Origin of the sequence: Streptomyces sp. NPDC048111, from assembly GCF_043202815.1 — a bacterium.
GTDB lineage: Bacteria > Actinomycetota > Actinomycetes > Streptomycetales > Streptomycetaceae > Streptomyces.
The window spans coordinates 69,776-90,801 of record NZ_JBIDBD010000023.1; the positions used below are offsets into that span (position 1 = coordinate 69,776).

Below are 21,026 nucleotides of genomic sequence, written 5' to 3' on the forward strand. Positions count from 1 at the left end.
AGGAGCCGGTGGATCGTTTTCGGCCGGGCTGCCGTTCGGCCCGGCTCGATGCCCGGCCTGTCGCCCGGCCGGGGCGGGCGTCGGGGCCCGGCTTCCGGGCCGGCCCGGAGCGGGGCTGGGCCCGGCTGTCCGGCTAGCCGGCCCGGGGCGGGCGGTTGCCGGGTTCGGCTGCCGGGCCGGTGCGGCCGGGGCGGGGTTGGGCTCAGGATCCTGGCCGGGCGGGCGTAGGGCTCAGGTGCCGGGCCGGTCGGCCAGGGCGGTCGGGGGCTCGTCGTCCATCTCGAAGGCCAGGGGGAACGGGGCATGGCCGGCGAGCCGGAGCCAGCGGACCGTGCGGTGCCGGCGCAGCGCGCGCGCCGCCCGCACCGCGTCGTTGTGGAAGCGCCGCGCCATCGGAACCCTGCGCACCGCCTGCGCCAGTTCCTCGGCGGCCTCGACGCCGCCGGGGGCCTCCCGTACGGCGTCCATCTGCGCGGGCTCACCGAAGACGGCCCGCAGCGTCTGGCTGAGCTCGCTCTCGGCGACCTCCCGGTGCTCCTCCTCGGCCTGGCGCGCGGCGTGCGCGGCCTCGTACAGGACGATGGAGGCGGCCGGGTCGAGCACGCCGCTGGTGGCCAGCTCCTGGGTGACCGAGGCGCGGCGCAGCAGTTGGGCGTCGAGGGCGGCGCGGGCCGCGTCGATGCGGGCGTGCAAGCGGTCGAGCCGGCCGGCGGTCCAGCTGAGGTAGAGGCCGATCGCGACGAGGGCGACGGCGATCCAGATGAGGGTTACGGTCACGGGCGGCAAGGCTACCCGGGGGGCCTTGGCAGGGCGGGCAGTGCGGCCGGGTTCACCCCGCCGGGCCGCTCAGCCCTGGCCCATGCGGCCCACCCCACCCGGCCCCCGGGTGCGGGCCGTGCCCGCGTCTCGCGCAGTTCCCCGCGCCCCTGTCAGCACCGGTACTGGGCCGCACCAACACCCCCAGCCCGTCCGGCGATTGAGGACGAGGGCCGTCCAGGCCCGAAGGGGGTCCGGGGCACAGACCCGGGCGACCCCGCCTCCAGGTGCGGACCGTGGGCGCTCCTCGCGCAGTTCCCCGCGCCCCTGGGAGGCTGACCCTGAGCAGGACGGCCCGCGCGGCCCCCCCGTCCGACAACCCCGCCTCCGGGTGCGGACCGTGCCCGCGTCTCGCGCAGTTCCCCGCGCCCCCGACAGCACCGGCACTGGGCCGCACCAACACCCCCAGCCCGTCCGGCGATTGAGGACGAGGGCCGTCCAGGCCCGAAGGGGGGCGGGGGCACAGCCCCGGGGAACCCCGCAACCCCCGACGGGGGTCAGTCGCGGGCCAGGCCGAAGCGGGCGCGCAAGGTCGGGCGTTCGTCGGCCGCCACCGCCGCCGCCCCGTGCGTCACCGTCTCGTACACCGCGAGGATGTCCGCACCGACCGTCGCCCAGTCGAAGCGCCGCACATGCGCCGCGCCGCGCTCGCTCAGGCCCGCCCGGCGCGCGGGGTCGGCGAGCAGGCGCACCGCCGCATCGGCGAGCGCGTCGGCGTCCTCGTTGGCGAACAGGTCGCCCGCCGCGCCCTGGTCCAGGACCTGCGCGAACGCGTCCAGGTCACTGGCGAGGACCGCGGCGCCCGCGGACAGCGCCTCGACGAGGATGATGCCGAAGCTCTCGCCGCCGGTGTTGGGCGCCACGTACACGTCCACGCTGCGCAGCAGCCGCGCCTTGTCCTCGTCGCTGACCATGCCCAGGAACTCGACCCGCGTGCGCAGCTCGGCGGGCAGGGACGCGACCGCCTCCTCCTCGTCGCCCCGGCCCGCGACCAGCAGCCGGGCCTCGGGGTGCTCGGCGAAGATCCGGGGCAGCGCCTTCATCAGGACGGGCAGGCCCTTGCGCGGCTCGTCGATGCGGCCGATGAAGCCGAGGGTCTGGCCCTGCCACTCCTTCTTCGGCTCGGCCCGCGCGAAAAAGTCGACGTCCACGCCGTTGGGGATGACCACCGCGTCGCCGCCGAGGTGTTCCACCAGCGTGCGCCGCGCGTACTCGCTCACCGCGATGCGCGCGCTGATCTTCTCCAGGGCGGGCTGCAGGATCGGGTACGCCGCGATCATCGCGCGGGAGCGCGGGTTGGAGGTGTGGAAGGTCGCCACGATCGGCCCCTGCGCGGCCCAGCAGGACAGCAGACCGAGGGACGGCGAGGCCGGCTCGTGGATGTGGATCACGTCGAACGTGCCGTCGTGCAGCCAGCGCCGCACGCGGGCCGCGGACAGGAACCCGAAGTTGAGCCGCGCGACCGAGCCGTTGTACGGCACGGGCACGGCCCGGCCCGCCGAGACGACGTACGGCGGCAGCGGGGTCTCGTCGTCCGCGGGGGCGAGCACCGACACCTCGTGCCCGAGCCGGATGAGGTGCTCCGCCAGGTCACGGATGTGGAACTGGACGCCGCCCGGGACGTCCCACGAGTAGGGGCAGACGATGCCGATCTTCACGGCCGTCGTTCCTCCAGGTCCGCGAGCCACAGGCGTTGCAGCATGTGCCAGTCCTCGGGGTGGTCGGCGATTCCGGAGGCGAAGGCATCGGCCATCGCCTGTGTCATGGAGGACGTCCGGGAGGCCCGGTCGCCCGTCCCGGGCACGTCGATGGGCGGGTGGACCCGGCCCTGCATGATCGGGGAGTCGTCGTACCAGAGCGTGACCGGAAGCAGCACCGCGCCGGTCTGCTGGGCGAGCATCGCCGGTCCCGCGGGCATCCGCGCGGTCTCGCCGAAGAACGTGACCTCGACGCCGGAGGCCGACAGGTCCCGGTCGGCGACGAGACAGACCAGACCGCCCGCGCGCAGCCGCCGGGCCAGCGTGCCGAAGGCCGCGCCGCCGCTGTGCGGCAGCACCTCCATGCCGAGGCTCTCGCGGTAGGCGACGAAGCGGTCGTACAGCGTCTCGGGCTTGAGCCGCTCGGCGACGGTGGTGAAGGGGATGTCCAGCTTGCTGGTGACCCAGGCGCCGGCGAGGTCGTAGTTGCCCATGTGGGGCAGCGCGACGATCACCCCGCGCCCGGAGGCGAGACCGTCGACGAGGTGGTGCACGTCCTTGGGCACGAAGCCGTTCGCCATCCGGTCCCGGCTCCACGACGGCAGCCGGAAGGACTCCATCCAGTACCGCATGTAGGAGCGCATTCCGGCCTGCGACAGCTGGGCCAGGCGCTCGGGCGAGGCGTCCGGCACGACCCGGGCCAGGTTGGACTCCAGGCGCAGCACGCTCTTGCCGCGCCGCTTCCAGACCTGGTCCGCGATGCGCCGCCCGAGCCCGTTCGCGACCGGTTCGGGGAGCTTCTTGACGGTGGACCAGCCGAGCCCGTACAGCGCGTCGGTCAGCCTGTCCTTCATGCGCCCGCCTCGCCGGCCGCCCGCGCGGCTTCCGCGTCGGCCTCGGCGGATTCGCGGCGTACCGTCACCACGCGCTGGATCAGTGTGATCAGGCTGCCCACGGCGACGATCCACAGCGCGATGGGAAGCAGCACCTGGATGCCCGGCACCCCGAAGCCGTGCAGCCCCGCGAGGCCCGCCGCGACCAGCGAGATGACGAGGCGCTCGGCGCGCTCGACCAGGCCGTTGACGGCGACCGGCAGTCCGATCGCCTCGCCGCGCGCCTTGGTGTACGACACCACCTGGCCGCTGGCCAGGCAGAAGATGGCCACCGCGCACAGCACGTCGTCGTCGCCGCGCCCCGCGTACCAGAGCGCGAAGCCGCCGAAGATCGCGCCGTCGGCGACGCGGTCGAGCGTGGAGTCGAGGAACGCGCCCCAGCGGCTGGAGATCCCGGCCTGGCGGGCCATGTTGCCGTCGACCAGGTCGGAGAAGACGAAGAGGGTGATGACGATGGTGCCCCAGAAGAACTCGCCACGGGGGAAGAAGACCAGCGCACCCGCCATCACTCCGGCCGTGCCGATGAGGGTCACCGCGTCCGGGCTGACTCCACGGCGGAGCAGAAATGCGGCGAACGGCGTGAGGACACGCGTGAAGAATGCACGCGCGTACTTGTTCAGCATGGCCTTCCCGAGGGGTCGGTGTGGCCGCGCGGCCCCTGCTGGCCACCGGCCGACCCATCGTAGCCACGACTGCGGGGCCGCACCGCCGGGCACCCGCCGGGCCGGCTCCGGGGCGCGGTCCCGTACGACGTATGGACGCACCGTGACCGGAGTGGAAAGCTCGAATTACCGCGGGCGTCGCAGATGCCGCCTCGGCACGCGGAGTCCGCGTGTCCGCGCCCCTCACCACCTCACCGCGCACGAAACCGGGAGGAACGGACATGGGCGACAAGACACACGCACACCCCGGGGCCGCCGGCAGGGCCACGGCGGCCGACCACCCCGCATCCGTACGGAACGTGGTGCTGGTCGGCCACAGCGGATCGGGCAAGACCACGCTGGTGGAGGCGCTCGCGCTGGCGGCCGGGGCCGTCAACCGCGCGGGCCGGGTCGAGGACGGCGGCACCGTCTCCGACTACGACGAGATCGAACACCGGCAGCAGCGTTCCGTACAGCTGTCGCTGGTGCCGGTCGAATGGGACGGATTCAAGATCAATATCCTGGACACCCCGGGATACGCCGACTTCGTCGGAGAACTCAGGGCCGGTCTGCGCGCCGCGGACGCGGCCCTCTTCGTCGTCTCGGCGGCCGACGGCGTGGACGGCTCGACGCGGATGGTCTGGGAGGAGTGCGCGGCCGTCGGAATGCCGCGGGCCATCGTGGTGACCCATCTGGAATCGGCGCGCGCCGACTTCGAGGCCATGACCGGGATCTGCGCCGAGGCCTTCGGCGGCGACGACCCCGACGCCGTCCTCCCGCTCTATCTGCCCGTGCGCGGGGCGGCCGCGCCCGACGGGCACGCGCCGGTGACCGGCCTGATCGGACTGCTCTCGCAGCGGGTCTTCGACTACGAGTCCGGTGAGCGCAAGGAGACCGGGCCCGACGCCGCCCAGCTCCCGCTGATCGAGGAGGCCCGCAACCGGCTCATCGAGGGGATCATCGCGGAGAGCGAGGACGAGACCCTCATGGACCGCTACCTCGGCGGCGAGGACATCGACTTCACGTCCCTGGTGGCCGATCTGGAGCGGGCGGTGGCCCGCGGCACCTTCCACCCCGTGCTCGCCGCGGCCCCCGCGGCCGAGGGCGCCCGGCACGGCCTCGGCACCATCGAGCTGCTCGAACTCGTCACCGGCGGCTTCCCCTCCCCGCTGGAACGGGCCGCCCCCGACCTCACCACCCCCGAGGGCGCCGCGCGCCCGGCGCCCGGCTGCGCCGTCGACGGGCCTCTGGTGGCCGAGGTGATCAAGACCTCGTCGGATCCGTACGTCGGCCGCGTCAGCCTGGTCCGGGTCTTCTCCGGCACCTTGCGGCCCGACGAGACGGTGCACGTGTCGGGGCACGGCATGGCCGACCGCGGCCACGAGGACCACGACGTCGACGAGCGCGTCGGCGCGCTGTCCTCACCGTTCGGCAAGCAGCAGCGCCCGCTGGCCCGGTGCGTGGCGGGCGATCTGGCATGTGTGGCGAAGCTGTCCCGCGCCGAGACCGGCGACACCCTGTCCGCCAAGGACGACCCGCTCCTGATGGCGCCCTGGGACATGCCCGACCCGCTCCTGCCGCTGGCCATCGAGGCGCACAGCAAGGCCGACGAGGACAAGCTCTCGCAGGGGCTCGCGCGCCTGGTGGCCGAGGACCCGACGATGCGGCTCGAACAGAACCCGCACACCCATCAGCTGGTGCTGTGGTGCCTGGGAGAGGCGCACCGCGAGGTCGCCCTGGAGCGGCTGCGCAGCAGGTACGGCGTGCAGGTCGACGCCGTGCCGCACAAGGTGTCACTGCGCGAGACGTTCGGCGCGAAGGCGACCGGGCGCGGCCGGCACGTCAAACAGTCCGGCGGACACGGCCAGTTCGCGATCTGCGAGATCGACGTGGAGCCGCTGCCCGCGGGCAGCGGCATCGAGTTCGTGGACAAGGTGGTCGGCGGCGCGGTGCCGCGCCAGTTCATCCCGTCCGTCGAGAAGGGCGTACGGGCCCAGGCGGCCCGGGGCGTGGCGGCGGGCCACCCGCTCGTCGACGTGCGCGTCACGCTGCTGGACGGCAAGGCCCACTCGGTGGACTCCTCCGACGCCGCCTTCCAGACCGCCGGGGCACTCGCCCTGCGGGAGGCCGCGGCCGAGGCCCGGATCCATCTGCTCGAACCGGTCGCCGAGGTCCGGGTCGTGGTGGCCGACGACTACGTGGGCCCGGTGATGAGCGATCTGTCGGGACGCCGCGGCCGGGTGGTCGGCACCGAGCAGGCGGGGCCGGGGCGCACGCTGGTGCGGGCGGAGATCCCGGAGATCGAGATCGGCCGGTACGCGCTCGACCTCAGGTCGCTCTCGCACGGTACCGGCCGGTTCAGCCGCACCTATGCCCGGCACGAGCCGATGCCGCCCCAGCTCGCCGACAAACTGCGCGAACAGGCGTAAGCCAGGCCATAGTTGACAGGGCATCAGGTGCCCGCCCACCGCAATCCCGTTGCGGTGGGCGGCCTTTGCGGTGCCCCCTGACGGACGGGCCGCGTCCCCGATACGCTGTGGTCCCTGTTCAGCAGGTGTGCGGGGTGCGGTGGTCGGGAAGAGGCCGCAGAGCAAGGACCGCGGCGATGGGGGCGGCAGTGACGACGGAAGAGCCATTCTTCGACTTCTTGCCCAGGCCACAGGTGCCGCTCCAGGGCTCCGCGGGCACGACGGCCGCGACCCAGGCACTCGCCTCGGCGGCGTACCGGGACAGCCCGGTGCAGGACATCCTGAAGGCGAACGGCGACGGACACGAGTCCACGGTCACCAAGGGCATGTTCTCGCTGTTCGAGCCCAACCTCGGCGAGGCGTTCTCGCGCGCCGTGCAGTCCCGGATGCTGGGCGCCACCCGCAAGGGGATCATCCAGTCCTTCGGCACCGAGCCGGGCACCATCGTCGAGCACTGCCTGGCCTCGATCCGCATCCGCAAGGAGCGCGACACCAAGCTCACCCTGGTCATGTCCGTCTTCGGGCTGCTCTTCCTGCCCGGCCTGCTGCTCTGGCTCGCCGTCTTCCAGCTGCGCCGCACGCTGGCGGGCGCCAAGGACCGGCGGGCCGGCGCGCTCGGCACGATCCTGCTCGCGGCGGCGGCCGTGCTCGCCGTGCTCTTCCTGGTCAAGCTGCCGTTCAACGGGGTGCTCGGGCTCTATCTGCGGGCGATGATGGTCGCCCCGGTCATCGGCTGGTACTGGGCCAAGGTCATCTGCGAGAAGACCGCACGGGACCTGCGCTCGCGCTGGGACAGCCTGCTGGGCGGCGGCGGCATCGGCGCCCGGATCCCGGAGGCGGTGCCCAAGAGCGCGGCGGCCGGCTCCGCCGAGCAGCTGCGCCAGTCCCTGGTCAAGCTGGCCGCCGAGGACCAGAGCAACATCGTCTTCTACGCCGGCCCCAAGGGCGTACTCGGCATGGGTACCCGGTGGGGCAGCTGGCAGCTCGCGGAGGAACTGGAGCCCAAGGAGCCCGGCAAGGAGATCCACGGCTTCCGCAGCTGGGACGTCATACGGGCCATCCAGGACCGCCTCCAGCTCCTGGAGCGCGGCCCCCTGCACACCGGGGGCTTCCCCACCCCCTCGATCAGGAACTGGGTGGTCTCGCCGATCGGCGAGGGCGCCAAGGAGGTGTCGCGGCCCAGCGGCCAGGACATCGACAACTTCCAGGTGCGCCAGCACGAGATACAGCGCATCTGCAACGAGCAGCAGTTCTCCAGCGGCAACCGGCACTACCTCGGCGTCCAGTTCACGCTGTGGGACGGCCAGTTGGTCATCACCATGATGGTCACCGTGACCGTGCTGCACGAGACGCTGCGGATCGAGGTGACCGGGCACGCGCTCGGCCCGGTGCACGGTCTGTTCACCACCAAGCCTGCGCCCAAGACCAAGGAGGTCGACAAGACCTTCCGGTTCTGGGAGAAGAAGACGGTCGCGCTGCCCCTGGTCGACGCCAACGAGGTGGTGCGTCTGACCGCCCGCGCCCCGCTGACCTGGTACCCGCCGCTGCTCGACCATCTGGGCGGCCGCATAGTGCTGCCCGAGCCGTTCGGTCTGCGGCACGCCTGGGCCGACAAGCCCTGGCGCCACCGCTTCATGGCCGACGACGCCATGCGGGCCGCGACGCCGGTCCTGCGGGTGGTGCACTCCGCGGCCATGAAGGTGCTCGACGAGCACGGAGTGAACACCGACCGCTTCACCAACCGCTCGATGATCCTCAGCGGCCTGGTCCAGGACCCGGCCCCGAGGAAGGCCGACGTGTACGACGCGTAGCGCCGGGCCGGGCCCGCTGCCGCGGCGCCCCGGCGCCTGCGCCGCCGGCGCCTAGTCCTGCGGCCAGGCGTCGGCCAGCATCGCGCGGGTGTCCGCGAGGAGTTGGGGCAGCACCTTGGTGTGGCCGACGACCGGCATGAAGTTGGTGTCGCCGCCCCAGCGGGGCACGATGTGCTGGTGCAGATGGGCGGCGATGCCGGCGCCGGCCACCGCGCCCTGGTTCATGCCGATGTTGAACCCGTGCGCGCCCGAGGCGGCGCGCAGCGCGGTCATCGCCCGCTTGGTGAGGTCGGCGAGCTCCAGCGTCTCGGAGGGGTCGAGCTCGGTGTAGTCGGCCACGTGGCGGTAGGGCACGACCATGAGGTGCCCGCCGTTGTACGGGTACAGGTTGAGCACCGCGTAGACGTGGGCGCCGCGCCGGACGATCAGCCCGTCCTCGTCCGACTTCGCCGGAATCGAGCAGAACGGACACCCGTCGCCGGACTCCGGCCCCGTCGGCTTGTTCTCGCCCTGGATGTACGCCATCCGGTGGGGCGTCCACAGGCGCTGGAACGCGTCCTGCGTCCCCACTCCGATCTGCTGCTCCGGCTCAGTCGTCATGGTGTGCAGCATATGACTTCGGCGGCCGGGGGCGTCGCCCGGGTGGCCGCCCGCCCACACGCACGGGCCCCCGGGAAGCGGGGCTTCCCGGGGGCCCGTGGGCCGCGGTGCGGGGTCAGACCTGGGCCCGCTCCGCCACGACCTTCTCGATCTTCGCGATGGCCTCGGCCACCGGGATGCCGTTCTCCTGCGAACCGTCGCGGTAGCGGAAGGAGACGGCGCCCGCGGCCATGTCCTCGTCACCCGCGATGATCATGAACGGCACCTTCTGCTTCTGCGCGTTGCGGATCTTCTTCTGCATGCGGTCCGAGGACGCGTCGACCTCGACCCGCAGCCCCTGGGCCTTGGCCTGGCGGGCGAAGTCCTGGAGGTACTCCACGTGCGCGTCACCGATCGGGATGCCGAGGGCCTGGACGGGGGCCAGCCACGCCGGGAAGGCGCCCGCGTAGTGCTCGAGGAGCACCGCGAAGAAGCGCTCGATGGAGCCGAACAGCGCACGGTGGATCATGACCGGCTGCTGCTTGGTGCCGTCGGAGGAGGTGTATTCGAGGCCGAAGCGCTCGGGCTGGTTGAAGTCGACCTGGATGGTCGACATCTGCCAGGACCGCCCGATGGCGTCCTTGGCCTGCACCGAGATCTTCGGCCCGTAGAACGCGGCGCCGCCCGGGTCCGGGACCAGCGGGAGGTTCTGCTTCTCGGCCGCCAGGCGCAGCGCCTCGGTGGCCTCCTCCCAGGCCTCGTCGGAACCGATGAACTTGTCCGACTCCGGGTCGCGGGTGGACAGTTCGAGCTCGAAGTCGTCCAGGCCGTAGTCGCGCAGCAGGTCGAGCACGAAGGTCAGGAGCGAGTCCAGCTCCTGCGGCATCTGCTCCTTGGTGCAGTAGATGTGCGAGTCGTCCTGCGTGAAGCCCCGGGCGCGGGTCAGGCCGTGCACCACGCCGGACTTCTCGTAGCGGTAGACGGTGCCGAACTCGAAGAGCCGCAGCGGCAGTTCGCGGTAGGAGCGGCCGCGCGCCTTGAAGATCAGGTTGTGCATGGGGCAGTTCATCGCCTTGAGGCGGTAGTTCTGCCCGTCGAACTCCACCGGCGGGAACATGCCGTCGCCGTAGTGCGGCAGATGGCCCGAGGTGACGAAGAGCTCTTCCTTGGAGATGTGCGGGGTGTTCACGAACTCGTAGTCGGCGGCCTCGTGCTTCTGGCGCGAGTACGCCTCCATCTCCCGGCGGACGATGCCGCCCTTGGGGTGGAAGACCGCGAGGCCGGAGCCCAGCTCCTCGGGGATGGAGAACAGGTCGAGCTCGGCACCGAGCTTGCGGTGGTCGCGCTTCTCGGCCTCGGCGAGGAACTCCAGGTGCGCCTTGAGCTCTTCCTTGGTCGGCCACGCGGTGCCGTAGATGCGCTGGAGCATCGGGTTCTTCTCGCTGCCGCGCCAGTAGGCACCGCCCGAGCGCATCAGCTTGAACGCCGGGATGGTGCGGGTGGTCGGCAGGTGCGGGCCGCGGCAGAGGTCCTTCCAGCACAGCTCGCCGGTCTTGGCGTCGAGGTTGTCGTAGATCGTCAGCTCGCCGGCGCCGACCTCCGCGTCCGCGCCGTCGGCGGCCTGGGCCGCGTTGCCCTTCAGGCCGATGAGCTCCAGCTTGTACGGCTCGTCGGCGAGCTCCTCGCGGGCGGCCTCATCGGTGGTGACGCGGCGCGAGAAGCGCTGGCCGCGCTTCTGGATCTCCTGCATCTTCTTCTCGATGGCCTTGAGGTCCTCGGGCGTGAACGGCTTCTCGACGTCGAAGTCGTAGTAGAAGCCGTCCCGGACCGGCGGTCCGATGCCGAGCTTCGCCTCCGGGTGCAGCTCCTGCACGGCCTGGGCCATGACGTGCGCGGTGGAGTGGCGCAGGATGTTGAGGCCGTCCTCGGAGGTGATCTCGACGGGCTCGACCTCCTCGCCGTCCCGCACCTCGTACGCGAGGTCCTTCAGTTCGCCGGCCACGCGGGCCGCGACGACGCCGCGCTCACCGGTGAAGAGCTCGGCGGCCGTAGTGCCCGTCGTCACCACGCGCTCTTCCCGCTCGGAATCGCGTTGGATGATCACACGGACGTCTGACACCGGACTTCTCCTGCCGTAGGGGGCGCGCAGCGCGTGTCGCGTACGCGGGACGATCCTACCGAGCCGGTGGGGTACGCCGCGAAACGGCTGCGGGCCCCCTCAGCCGGGGCCCCGGCCGGGTTCGGCCGCGCGGGGCGGAGCGGGCGCCTCCGCCCCGCAGGCCTCCTCGAAGAAGTCGACGTTCTCCTGGAGCGACTTCATCAGCCGGTCCCGTTCGGCGTCGTCGACCTGGACGGGCGTCACCTCGCCGGCGGCGGAGAGCCGGCGGAAGCCGCCCCGGCTCTCCAGGCGCCCCACCACCCGGATCGGCAGCCCGACCAGATGCGCGTGCCCGGCGATCCGGTAGGCCTCCTCGTCGAGCTCGATGCGCACGTAGGGGACCTCCGCCCCGGCGAGCACCCGCAGCCGTACGACGCCGGGGCCGCGCGGCCCCGTGCGCCGCAGCCGGACCACGGCCCCGGTGATCCGCACCGCCAGGGAGGGCTCGCGGCTCAGCAGACGGGCGCCGGCGGCGCGCAGGGCCGGCAGGTCGCCGGGCGAGAAGTCGACGGGCTCGGGGCGCGCGGCGCAGCCGGCCGGCACGCCGGCCGCGGGCGCCCAGTCCAGGGCGATGCGCACGCCCTCGCTGCCGTGCACCAGGGCGACCACGGACTCGGTCAGCTCCCGGCTGACGCCGGCCCGCACGGCGGCGTCGAAGGCCTCCATGCCGCCGGTGGTGCGCTGGTAGTCGACCGCGTCCCGCACCGCGTTGAGGGCCTCGTACAGCCGCACCACCGCCGGCCGTCCCGAGACGGCCGGCACGTACGCGGTCAGCCCGCCGCCGGCCGCCGGCTCCACGAGGACGCCGTCCAGCGAGGCGAGGGCCTTCGCGCGGTGGCGGGCCCCGTAGTACCCGGCGGCGCCGCGCGCGGCCAGCGCGCCGGCGAGCAGCATCCGGTGGGCGGCGCCGCGCAGGTGGTCCTGCTCGCTCCAGGAGGCCGCGCCGGCCGGGCCCTTGGGCACCTCGCGCCACCAGCGCACCTCGTCGCTGGGCACCGCGAGCGAGACCAGCACCTCGCGCGCGGAGGGCGCGGCGCTGCGGGCGAGCGCGGTGAGGGCCTCACCGAGCAGGTCGGCGCTGTCGGGATAGGCACGGCTCTCGGGGACGAGGAGGCTGGTGCCGGAGCCGGCCGCGCCGGGCGGCGTCCAGCGCGCGTAGCGTCCCGCCGCTCCCCCGCGCCGCTGCCAGCCGTGCCGCCGCAGCAGTGCGCCGAGCACCGCCGGATCGATCCGGTCCGCCGCCGGCGGGGTCGTACCGCCGGTTCCGTCGTCGGGCCAGCGCATCAGGGCATCCCTCCCACCCCGACCCGCGTCATGATCTCGCAGAGCGCGCGGTCGTCGAAGATCCGCGAGGTCGGTATTCGCACCGTGGTCCTGCGCCGGCCGGTCACCGGGTGTCCGGCCAGGTTGGTCCAGTAGCAGCAGTGCCGCAGCGCCAGCCGGTCGTGGCCCGCGAGCAGCCAGGCGTCCCGGTCCCTCGGCGCCAGCATCACGACCAGGATCTTGTGCACCGACACCGGAGTGCGGGCCAGCTTCACCAGGTGGTCGTTGTCCAGCGTGAAGGAGAAGGCCCCGCCCGGCGGATGCGGCGGGATCTGGTACGTGCACTTGAGCTGCACCTTGATCGTCACTTCGTCGTCGACCGTGTGGCCGGGGGCGCTGTGGCTCACGTGCCAGTCGATGCCGTTGTCCGGAAAGGGCTGCGACAGCGAGCACCCCGCGGCGGCGGCCACCGCGTGCAGGTAGCCCACCTGGAGGGTCTCCATGCAGGCGGTGGTGGCGAGCGAGCCGCGCAGCGATGCGATCCCCCCGGGCAGCAGCCCGGGCGCGGCCGGATCGGGCTGCGCGAGCGCCATGGCTGTCGTGTGCCTTCCGGAACTGTGCCGAACCCATTCCTTGACGGAGCGTCAAACAGCCGTCCCGTCACCTGAGTTGTCTCCGCACTCGGGACCCCGCAAACGGCGTATGTCGCAAACGGCCCGGGTATCACGGAATCGGGCAGGGGGACGCACGCCATCTGCCAGGAGTGCGCGAGGAGTTGAGTGAACATGACGTGCTGGTACGAGGGCCCCCTGGCGGCGTTCGACACGGAGACGACCGGGGTGGACGTCGAGGGGGACCGCATAGTCTCGGCGGCCCTGGTGGTCCAGGACGGTCCGGGCGCCCGGCCGCGGGCGACGCGCTGGCTGGTCAACCCGGGCATACCGGTGCCGGCGGGCGCCACCGAGGTGCACGGCCTCACCGACGAACACCTCCAGCGCAACGGCCGCTGGCCGGCGCCCGTGATGGACGAGATAGCGCGGGGCCTGGCCGAGCAGTGCATGGCGGGACGGCCGCTGGTCATCATGAACGCGCCCTTCGATCTGACGCTCCTCGACCGGGAGTTGAGGCGGCACCGGGCCGCGTCGCTGGGGCACTACCTGGGGCAGAACCCGCTGCGGGTGCTCGACCCCCGGGTCCTGGACAAGCATCTGGACCGCTATCGCAAGGGCCGCCGCACGCTCACCGATCTGTGCGAGCACTACGGGGTGACTCTGGAGGGCGCGCACGACGCCTCGGCCGACGCGGTGGCCGCCCTGGAGGTCGTGCGCGCGGTGGGCCGCCGGTTCGCGGCGCGCCTGGAGCGCCTGTCGCCCACGGAGTTGCACACGCTCCAGGCGACCTGGCACGCGGCGCAGGCACGCGGTCTGCAGGCCTGGTTCACCCGTCAGGGCACTCCGGAAGTGGTGGACACGGCGTGGCCGCTGCGGCCCGAACTCCCGGCGGCGGCCTGAGAGTTGCGCGCGGGGCGGACAGCAAGAAGGCCGGTCCGTCAGCGACGGACCGGCCTTTCCCGGTGGGCGATACTGGGTTCGAACCAGTGACCTCTTCGGTGTGAACGAAGCGCTCTCCCACTGAGCTAATCGCCCGGGAACGCACTGAACAATACAGGCCCCCGGGCCCAGCTTTCAAACCGCCCGCCCCTCCCCCGCCGGCCGCCCCCCGCCCGGGCGTTCCGCGCGGCCCGTCCGCGTCAGGAACCCGGCCAGCCCGCGTCTGCCGGAACGCATCATCAGGGCGTGGTTGGCGCGGAACACCGGGCGCCCCGGCACCGCGAGCCGCCGCATCAGGGGCTTGCGCACCACGACCTCCTGCTCGTAGACGGCCCGGGTGCCGCCCCGGTGCGCGCGCAGCGTCCAGCGCGCCCAGCCTTCGAGATCGCCGGTGAGCGCGGCCTCAAGGACGAGCGCCGCCGGGTCGCGCCGGCGTTCGCGGGCCGTGACGAACAGGTCGTACGGCACGAGGGAGCGCAGCCGCGCGGTGGCGGTGCGGTCGTCGACGGGGGTCACCTCGCGGACCTCGGGCCACCAGTGCGGGTACTCCTCGGTGCGCTCCAGGACCGGGTAGACGGCGTCGGGGGCCGCCGGCAGGTCCCAGACGCTGCGGAAGCGATAGCGGCACCAGTCCATGCCTCCAGTGTGCGCGCGGCCGCCGGGCGCAAACGCGCGCGCCGCCTCGCGGCCCGGACCGCACCGAACTCCGTACCCGGACAACGCCGAAGGCCCCGGAGATCGTGATGATCTCCGGGGCCTTCGGTCCGGGTGGGCGATACTGGGTTCGAACCAGTGACCTCTTCGGTGTGAACGAAGCGCTCTCCCACTGAGCTAATCGCCCGGGCGCAGCGCCAACATTACCGCATGTCAGCGGGGCCTTTGACCACCTGCGGTCACTCGTCGATCCGCCACGGCATCACGAAGCCGAACTTCCACACGTAGATGCCGACGAGTACGGCGACGATCACCAGGCCGGCCGTGGTGAGAATGATGTTGCGACGGCGCACCTTGGGGTCCAGCGCCTTCTGGGCGGCCTCGGTGACCTTGCGCTTGGTCCAGCGCAGGACCAGCTGCGCCCAGACGAATTCGGTCGCCCAGATCGCCATGCCACCGAAGATCACCAGCCAGCCGGGGCCCGGCAGCGGGAGCATCACGATGCCGGCGGCCACGACCGCGAGCCCCACCACGAAGACGCCGACCTGCCAGCTCAGATGCAGCGGCCTGGACGCCTTGATGAACTCCGGCGCACGCGATCCGAGGGCCGCGCCACCCTGTTCGTCACTCCCCGTATCCATGCACCCCAACCTACCGGACCGGTGTCGCGGATTGGCTTCACCGAAATGGACCTATGACTCAAAGTAATAGTGGGCCGTACGAGCTACGTGAAGCCCCGCAAAACGGTCAGAGGGGTTTACAACGGCACCGTAGGTGGCATGTCGATTTCGCCGACGTGCGAATCCCCGAGCGCACACTGAGCGAAAGGCCCTGGCGCTTATGAACACCACGGTCAGCTGCGAGCTGCACCTGCGCCTCGTTGTGTCGAGCGAGTCCTCACTGCCTGTACCCGCGGGCCTGCGGTATGACACGGCCGATCCCTATGCCGTGCACGCCACCTTCCACACCGGAGCCGAGGAAACCGTCGAGTGGGTCTTCGCTCGCGACCTCCTCGCCGAGGGCCTGCACCGGCCCACCGGAACCGGCGACGTAAGAGTCTGGCCGTCACGCAGTCACGGCCAGGGCGTCGTCTGTATCGCCCTGAGCTCGCCGGAAGGAGAAGCCCTGCTCGAAGCCCCGGCGCGGGCCCTGGAGTCGTTCCTGAAACGGACCGACGCCGCGGTGCCGCCCGGCACCGAGCACCGTCACTTCGATCTCGACACGGAACTCTCGCACATCCTGGCCGAGAACAACTGAGGCCAGGCAGAGAGCCGCACGGCGCCGTCCGACTCGGGGCGACGGCGCCGCGCGGACAACCCCATCACGGCAGCCACCGGCGCCGTCCCCCACGAAGCCGTCGTGGGGGACGGCGCCGGTGCGCGTCGGGCACGAGCCGCTAGAGTCGGCCAGCATCGACGGGCGCCCGCCCGCCGCAGGCCAGGGAGCGAATCGTGCTGATCCCTCACGACACCCGGATCGCGCTCGACATGGTGGTCGATCTGGTGAACACCGCGCCGGAGAGCGGGGCGGACGACCGCCTCGCCGACGTGGACGCGCTGTACGGCTTCGTCCAGGACCACAGCGTCAGCGGTGTGGAACGGCTCTCCCCCGGTGATCTGCTGGGCGTCCAGGGGGTGCGGAGCCGGTTCGCGGAGATCTTCGCCGCGCCGGACGCCCGCACCGCCGCCGAGCTCGTGAACCAGCTCGTCGCGGCCGCCGGCACCACCCCCCAGCTGACCGACCACGACGGCTACGACTGGCACGTGCACTACTTCGCGCCGGGCGCCTCGGTCGCCGACCACCTGGCCGCCGACGGCGGCATGGCGCTCGCCTTCATCGTCGTCACCGGCGAGCAGGAACGGCTGCGCCGGTGCGAGGCGCCCGACTGCGGCCGGGCCTTCGTGGACCTCTCCCGCAACCGCTCCCGCCGCTACTGCGACAGCCGTACCTGCGGCAACCGCCTGCACGTCGCGGCGTACCGGGCCCGGCGCAAGGAGGCGGCGGGCTGAGTCGGACCGGGCGCCCGGACGGCCTCGGGGCCGGGCCCCGGCGGGCCGGGCTCACATCAGGAACAGGTCGTGCACGGCCGCCATCAGCAGGAGACAGCCGATCACCCCCAGGAAGATCATCAGGGGTGGCTGCGAGAGCGCGAAGAGGCAGCCCCGCGCCTGGGGGTCCGGTGCGCTCGGCTTGTCGGGCGGTGCAGGGGCTGAGCCCTGGGAAGTGTCCAGCATCTCGGGGCCGATGATGACTCAGCCCGGGCGCATGGATATACCAACCCGGCCATATACAGCGGGAGTTCACCCGATCTTGTAGCGCGTATGGGAACAGCCGCGCGGACTCCCGGCGCCGTCGCGCGCCCTGCGGTGACGTTCGGCGCGCCCTCTGCCGGGACGGCTCGACGCACCTTCCGCCGGGACTCCCGACCGGGTCGAAGGCCGGAAGCGCCGGGGGCTGCCGGCCGGGGCGGGCCCCGACGCGGCGGGGCTGCCGGCCGGGACGGGGGCCGGGCGCGGCGGGGTCAGATCCCGTGTTTCTTCAAGATCGCCTCGATATCGCTGAAGTCCTCGCTCGCGGCCGGCTTCGCCTTGGCCGCGGGCTGGGCGGCCGGCGTGCGCGTGGCGCCGGGCAAGGGGGCCGACGCGGCGGGGGCGACCGCGTCGCGCCGGGCCGCCGCCGCGGCCCTGCGCTCCTTGCGCGTGCCGCCGCCGCGCCGCTCGACGGCGCGGGTCGTCAGGAAGAGCAGCCAGGCCGCCCCGAGCAGGCCGAAGCCGAGCCACACGCTCGGCTTGAAGACGATGCCGGACACCCATGCCACGACGCCGGTCATCACCAGGCCGAGCGGCACCAGCGAGTAGGCGGCGATCCGCGTGGCCGTGAGGAAGCGCTTGCGGTACGCAGTGACGGCGGCGATGCCCAGTCCGGCCGCGGAGACGGCGGAGCAGACGGTCTCGGCCAACATCCGGTTCCTCCTGGCATGGGGGGTATGGCTTCTTCCATCCTGCACCGGAACCCACCGCCGGGGCCACGGCCGGAGGCCGGCATCAGGGAGATCTCCGGGGCGGCCTCCTCCCCAGGTGCCGGTAGCTGGGAGACTGGTCCCATGAGCGAGACCACCCCCTCCGGCACCGCAGGCCCCGTCGTCCTCGATGTGTGGTGCGAGCTGCAGTGCCCCGACTGCCACGCCGCCCTCGACGACGTCCGGGCCCTGCGCGCCCGCTACGGCGACCGCCTCGACATCCGGCTGCGGCACTTCCCGCTGGAGAAGCACAAGCACGCCTTCGCCGCGGCCCAGGCCGCCGAGGAGGCCTTCGAGCAGGGGCAGGGCTGGCCCTACGTGGAGGCCGTGCTCGCCCGCACCGAGCAGCTCGCCGGGCAGGGCGAGTCCGTCCTGGTGCGGACCGCGGCCGAACTCGGCCTGGACGCCGACGAGTTCGACACCGCCCTCATCGACGGGCGGCACATGCTGATCGTCGACGCCGACCAGGCCGAGGGCAAGGCCATCGGCGTGACCGGCACACCGACGTACGTCATCGGCGACGAGCGCCTGGACGGCGGCAAGAGCCAGCAGGGGCTGCGCGAGCGCGTCGAGGAGATCGCCGACCGGCTCCTCGCCGGCTAGCCCTCCGGCTCAGCGGCTCAGAGCAGGTCCTTGAACTGGTGGTACTGGGTGGACCGGTAGCCGAGCGACTCGTACAGGCGCAGCGCCGGGGTGTTGCCCGCGAAGACGTGCAGACCGAGCGTGTCCCGGCCGCCGGCCACCGCCACGCGTTCGGCCAGGAGCATCAGGGAGCGGCCGTGGCCCCGGCCCCGGTGCTCCTCGGCGACCTCGACGTCGTAGACGTAGGCGCCGTCCCGCGGCTCGCGCAGCGCCACCCACAGGTGCCCCACGGCGCTCCCGCCGTCCTCCAGGACCATCAGGCGCGTCCCGGCGGTGGCGAGGCCGTCCGGCAGCAGGGAGCGGTGCTCCGTCTCGGACTTGGCCCGCGCCTCCGCCTCGGGCATGCCGCGCTCGGTCCAGCTGCGGGCGTAACTGCGGACCGCCTCGACATCCCAGCGCTCGAACTCGTCCCCGTCCATCGGGCGCCCCACCGCCCCGGCGGGCAACTCCGGCGCCGTGGGCGGGAGTTGCTTGACCATGTTGCGGCTGCGCTCCTGGTACCCGAGGGCGCTCGCCATGCGCAGCGCGGCGTCCGCCTCGGCCGGAACGGTCACCCGGACCTGGCCGCACCCCCAGCCCCGCAGCACCTCTTCGGCCGCGAGCGCGGCCACCGTGCCGCGCCCGCGACCCCGGTCGGGGCGGTCGATGGTGAGCCCCTCGATGCGGCCGACGGCGGCCCCGAACCACACATCGGTGGCGATCTTGACGTGTCCGACGCGTCGGCTGTTCACACACACGTCGTACGTACGCGACTTGGCGCCGTCGGCGCCCTGCTGAAGCGGCTCGGTCGGCCGAATGGTGGTGGTCATCAACGCCGTTGTACCTGCCGCGGCGCCGCCCGTCACCAGCTTTACGGGTCGAGATCCGATCCGGCGCGCTCCTCGAAGATCCGCATGGCCTTCGCGGTGACCGGACCCGGCGCCGTCGCCGACCGCCGTCCGTCGACCCGGTGCACGGCCTGCACGTCGCGCAGCGTGGAGGTGAGGAAGACCTCCTCGGCGCGCTCCAGGACGTCCATCGGCAGCGCGGTCTCGTGCGCGCCGGTCCATTCGAGGGTGAGGGCGCGGGTGATCCCGCCGAGGCAGCCGGAGGCGAGGGGCGGGGTGTGCAGGAGGCCGTCGACGACCACGAAGACATTGGAGCCGGTGCCCTCGCACAGCTGCCCCGCGGTGTTGGCGAACAGCGCCTCCGAGGCCCCGGCCCGGTGCGCCCTGGCGAGGGCGACGACGTTCTCCGCGTACGAGGTGGTCTTCAGGCCCGCGACCGCGCTGTGCTCGTTGCGGGTCCAGGGGACCGTGATCACGGCGGTGGTGTCGGGCCTGCGGTGGGTCTCACCGATGGCGACGACCAGCGTCGGGCCCGCGTCGCCCCGGTCGGAGCCGAGCGGCGAGAGCCCGCCGGTGTAGGTGATCCGCAGGCGGCCGAGCGCCATCGGGTTGGCGTCGAGGACGGCGGCGCACGCGTGCCGCACCTCGTCGAGGTCCGGGTCGGCGAGGCCGAGGCCGCGGGCCGAGCGGGTCAGCCGGTCCAGATGGCGGGTGAGCGCGAACAGACGCCCCCCGGTCGCCTTGACCGTCTCGAAGACGCCGTCGCCCACGGTGAGCCCGTGGTCCAGGACGGACACCTGCGCGGCATCGGCGTCCCGCAGAGCGCCGTTGACCCAGATCTGCATTTACGCGGTCCTTCCACTGTGCCCGCTGTGGGCGTACTCGCCCGACGCTACCGCCAGCAGGCGGGAGGCCTTCAGCTCGGTCTCCGCCCACTCCCCCTCCGGGTCCGAGCCCCAGGTGATGCCCGCCCCGGTGCCGAAGCGCAGCAGGCCCTGCGGCCGGTCGATCCAGAAGGTCCGTATGCCGACGGCGAGCTCGGCGGTGCCGCGGTCGGCGTCGACCCAGCCGATGCCGCCGCAGTACGGGCCGCGCGGCGCGCTCTCCAGGGCCTCGATGATCCGCAGCGCGCTGGACTTGGGGGCGCCGGTCACCGAGCCCGGCGGGAACGTGGCGTCGAGCAGGTCGCGCCATCCGGCGTCCTCGCGCAGTTCACCGCGGACGGTGGAGACGAGGTGGACCAGGCCCGGGTGCTCCTCGACCGCGCACAGCGCGGGCACGCTCACCGAACCGGTGGCGCAGACCCGGCCCACGTCGTTGCGGACCAGGTCCACGATCATCACGTTCTCGGCGTAGTCCTTCTCCAGGAGGTCGGCCGCGGTCCGCCCGGTCCCCTTGATGGGACCGGACTCCACGATCCGGCCGGTGCGCCGCAGGAAGAGCTCGGGCGAGGCGGTCGCGATCTCGACGCCGTGCGCGGGCAGGCGGATCGTTCCGGCGTAGGGCGCCGGGTTCCCACGGGCGAGCAGCGCGGTGAGCGCGTCCACGTCGGCGGACTCCGGGTCGGGCAGCGGGGCGCTCAGCACCCGGCAGAGGTTCGCCTGGTAGACCTCGCCGGCCGCGATGTGGTCCCGGATGCGGCGCACCCCGGCCGTGTAGGCGGCCCGGTCGAGGGAGGAGGTCCAGGCGTCGGGGCCGGGCCCGCGCCAGGCGCCGGGCAGCGGTGCGGGGACCGCCTCCGTCCGCACGTCCGCGAAGCGGGCGCAGACGAGACGGCCCTCGAAGTCGGCGGACACGGCCCAGAAGCCGGCGGAGTCGAGGGCCTCGGGATCACTGGTGACATCACGCAGGTCCGAGGCGACGAGGCGGCCGAAGCGGGCCAGCGGAGCGAGGTCGTGCACGGTTGCGAGTCTAGGGCCGGTGCAGGTGGGGTGCCCCTGAGCGGCCCCGGGGCGGCCACCGGGCCGGGGCCGGGCCGGGGTCCGGCGGTGGCCCGGGCCGGGCACAA

At 72.9% G+C, this 21,026-nt stretch carries 21 protein-coding genes and 2 tRNA genes; 6 read left to right on the forward strand and 17 right to left on the reverse strand.

What is annotated here, in order from left to right:
- Positions 1–231 precede the first annotated feature (231 nt).
- The 4 genes from ACGF3I_RS27470 to pgsA all read right to left on the reverse strand — a co-directional run bounded on the left by ACGF3I_RS27470 (position 232) and on the right by pgsA (position 4,029).
- Positions 232–786 carry a hypothetical protein gene (locus ACGF3I_RS27470; protein WP_393136505.1) on the reverse strand — a complete coding sequence of 185 codons (555 nt, stop codon included), beginning with the start codon at positions 784–786 and terminating at the stop codon, positions 232–234.
- 527 nt (positions 787–1,313) lie between these two features.
- Complete coding sequence (locus ACGF3I_RS27475) at positions 1,314–2,474, reverse strand: glycosyltransferase family 4 protein (protein ID WP_393136506.1); 1,161 nt, start codon at positions 2,472–2,474, stop codon at positions 1,314–1,316.
- Entirely contained in the window at positions 2,471–3,367 is an 897-nt protein-coding gene (locus tag ACGF3I_RS27480; RefSeq protein WP_393136508.1) for a phosphatidylinositol mannoside acyltransferase, read from the reverse strand. Before ACGF3I_RS27480 ends, ACGF3I_RS27475 begins: the two co-directional genes overlap by 4 nt.
- The gene (pgsA, locus tag ACGF3I_RS27485) at positions 3,364–4,029 is read right to left on the reverse strand and encodes a phosphatidylinositol phosphate synthase (protein ID WP_393136509.1); all 666 of its coding nucleotides are present in this window, start codon (positions 4,027–4,029) and stop codon (positions 3,364–3,366) included. Before pgsA ends, ACGF3I_RS27480 begins: the two co-directional genes overlap by 4 nt.
- 260 nt (positions 4,030–4,289) lie before the next feature.
- On the opposite strand from pgsA, the gene ACGF3I_RS27490 reads away from it, so the two are divergent.
- A complete protein-coding gene (locus tag ACGF3I_RS27490) occupies positions 4,290–6,476 on the forward strand; it encodes an elongation factor G-like protein EF-G2 (RefSeq protein WP_393136511.1) in 2,187 nt (728 codons plus the stop codon).
- Between the two features lie 176 nt (positions 6,477–6,652).
- Positions 6,653–8,326 carry a hypothetical protein gene (locus ACGF3I_RS27495; RefSeq protein ID WP_393136513.1) on the forward strand — a complete coding sequence of 558 codons (1,674 nt, stop codon included), beginning with the start codon at positions 6,653–6,655 and terminating at the stop codon, positions 8,324–8,326.
- A 51-nt stretch (positions 8,327–8,377) separates the two neighbouring features.
- Here the strand turns inward: ACGF3I_RS27495 and ACGF3I_RS27500 are convergent, their stop codons facing one another.
- From ACGF3I_RS27500 to ACGF3I_RS27515, 4 genes are all read right to left on the reverse strand, one after another.
- The gene (locus ACGF3I_RS27500; protein WP_393136515.1) at positions 8,378–8,938 is read right to left on the reverse strand and encodes an HIT family protein; all 561 of its coding nucleotides are present in this window, start codon (positions 8,936–8,938) and stop codon (positions 8,378–8,380) included.
- A gap of 103 nt (positions 8,939–9,041) precedes the next feature.
- Positions 9,042–11,024 (reverse strand): threonine--tRNA ligase, encoded by a 1,983-nt coding sequence (gene thrS / locus ACGF3I_RS27505; RefSeq protein WP_393136517.1) that lies wholly within the window; start codon positions 11,022–11,024, stop codon positions 9,042–9,044.
- 99 nt (positions 11,025–11,123) lie between these two features.
- Positions 11,124–12,347, reverse strand: a complete 1,224-nt coding sequence (locus ACGF3I_RS27510) for a hypothetical protein (RefSeq protein ID WP_393136519.1) — start codon at positions 12,345–12,347, stop codon at positions 11,124–11,126.
- A complete protein-coding gene (locus ACGF3I_RS27515) occupies positions 12,347–12,919 on the reverse strand; it encodes a DUF4365 domain-containing protein (protein ID WP_393136521.1) in 573 nt (190 codons plus the stop codon). Before ACGF3I_RS27515 ends, ACGF3I_RS27510 begins: the two co-directional genes overlap by 1 nt.
- A gap of 192 nt (positions 12,920–13,111) precedes the next feature.
- On the opposite strand from ACGF3I_RS27515, the gene ACGF3I_RS27520 reads away from it, so the two are divergent.
- Entirely contained in the window at positions 13,112–13,837 is a 726-nt protein-coding gene (locus tag ACGF3I_RS27520; RefSeq protein ID WP_393136523.1) for a 3'-5' exonuclease, read from the forward strand.
- Positions 13,838–13,900: 63 nt separating this feature from the next.
- Here ACGF3I_RS27520 and ACGF3I_RS27525 read toward each other — a convergent pair.
- From ACGF3I_RS27525 to ACGF3I_RS27540, 4 genes are all read right to left on the reverse strand, one after another.
- Positions 13,901–13,972, reverse strand: a tRNA-Val gene (locus ACGF3I_RS27525).
- A 39-nt stretch (positions 13,973–14,011) separates the two neighbouring features.
- Complete coding sequence (locus tag ACGF3I_RS27530; protein WP_393136525.1) at positions 14,012–14,512, reverse strand: SRPBCC family protein; 501 nt, start codon at positions 14,510–14,512, stop codon at positions 14,012–14,014.
- Between the two features lie 133 nt (positions 14,513–14,645).
- A tRNA-Val gene (locus ACGF3I_RS27535) sits at positions 14,646–14,717 on the reverse strand.
- A gap of 52 nt (positions 14,718–14,769) precedes the next feature.
- Positions 14,770–15,171 (reverse strand): TIGR02611 family protein, encoded by a 402-nt coding sequence (locus ACGF3I_RS27540; protein ID WP_393136527.1) that lies wholly within the window; start codon positions 15,169–15,171, stop codon positions 14,770–14,772.
- Positions 15,172–15,370: 199 nt separating this feature from the next.
- Between ACGF3I_RS27540 and ACGF3I_RS27545 the strand changes: the two genes are divergently transcribed.
- Together ACGF3I_RS27545 and ACGF3I_RS27550 are read left to right on the forward strand one after the other, a co-directional pair.
- Entirely contained in the window at positions 15,371–15,787 is a 417-nt protein-coding gene (locus ACGF3I_RS27545; protein ID WP_053723613.1) for an SsgA family sporulation/cell division regulator, read from the forward strand.
- 194 nt (positions 15,788–15,981) lie between these two features.
- Positions 15,982–16,539, forward strand: coding sequence for a CGNR zinc finger domain-containing protein (locus ACGF3I_RS27550; RefSeq protein WP_393136529.1), 558 nt, complete (start codon positions 15,982–15,984; stop codon positions 16,537–16,539).
- Positions 16,540–16,590: 51 nt separating this feature from the next.
- Here ACGF3I_RS27550 and ACGF3I_RS27555 read toward each other — a convergent pair whose 3' ends face one another.
- Complete coding sequence (locus tag ACGF3I_RS27555; RefSeq protein WP_393136531.1) at positions 16,591–16,764, reverse strand: hypothetical protein; 174 nt, start codon at positions 16,762–16,764, stop codon at positions 16,591–16,593.
- A 287-nt stretch (positions 16,765–17,051) separates the two neighbouring features.
- Positions 17,052–17,492, reverse strand: coding sequence for a hypothetical protein (locus ACGF3I_RS27560; RefSeq protein WP_393136533.1), 441 nt, complete (start codon positions 17,490–17,492; stop codon positions 17,052–17,054).
- A 141-nt stretch (positions 17,493–17,633) separates the two neighbouring features.
- Here ACGF3I_RS27560 and ACGF3I_RS27565 point away from each other — a divergent pair, with 141 nt between their 5' ends.
- Positions 17,634–18,152: a DsbA family protein gene (locus ACGF3I_RS27565; RefSeq protein ID WP_393136535.1), complete on the forward strand. Its 519-nt coding sequence runs from the start codon at positions 17,634–17,636 to the stop codon at positions 18,150–18,152.
- A 17-nt stretch (positions 18,153–18,169) separates the two neighbouring features.
- On the opposite strand, the gene ACGF3I_RS27570 is transcribed toward ACGF3I_RS27565, so the two are convergent.
- The 3 genes from ACGF3I_RS27570 to ACGF3I_RS27580 are packed head-to-tail and all read right to left on the reverse strand — an operon-like array spanning position 18,170 to position 20,919.
- Entirely contained in the window at positions 18,170–19,000 is an 831-nt protein-coding gene (locus tag ACGF3I_RS27570; protein ID WP_393136537.1) for a GNAT family N-acetyltransferase, read from the reverse strand.
- Positions 19,001–19,041: 41 nt separating this feature from the next.
- Positions 19,042–19,863, reverse strand: a complete 822-nt coding sequence (locus ACGF3I_RS27575; protein ID WP_393136540.1) for an aminotransferase class IV — start codon at positions 19,861–19,863, stop codon at positions 19,042–19,044.
- Positions 19,864–20,919, reverse strand: a complete 1,056-nt coding sequence (locus ACGF3I_RS27580; protein ID WP_393136543.1) for a chorismate-binding protein — start codon at positions 20,917–20,919, stop codon at positions 19,864–19,866. It lies immediately after the preceding gene.
- Positions 20,920–21,026: the final 107 nt, after the last annotated feature.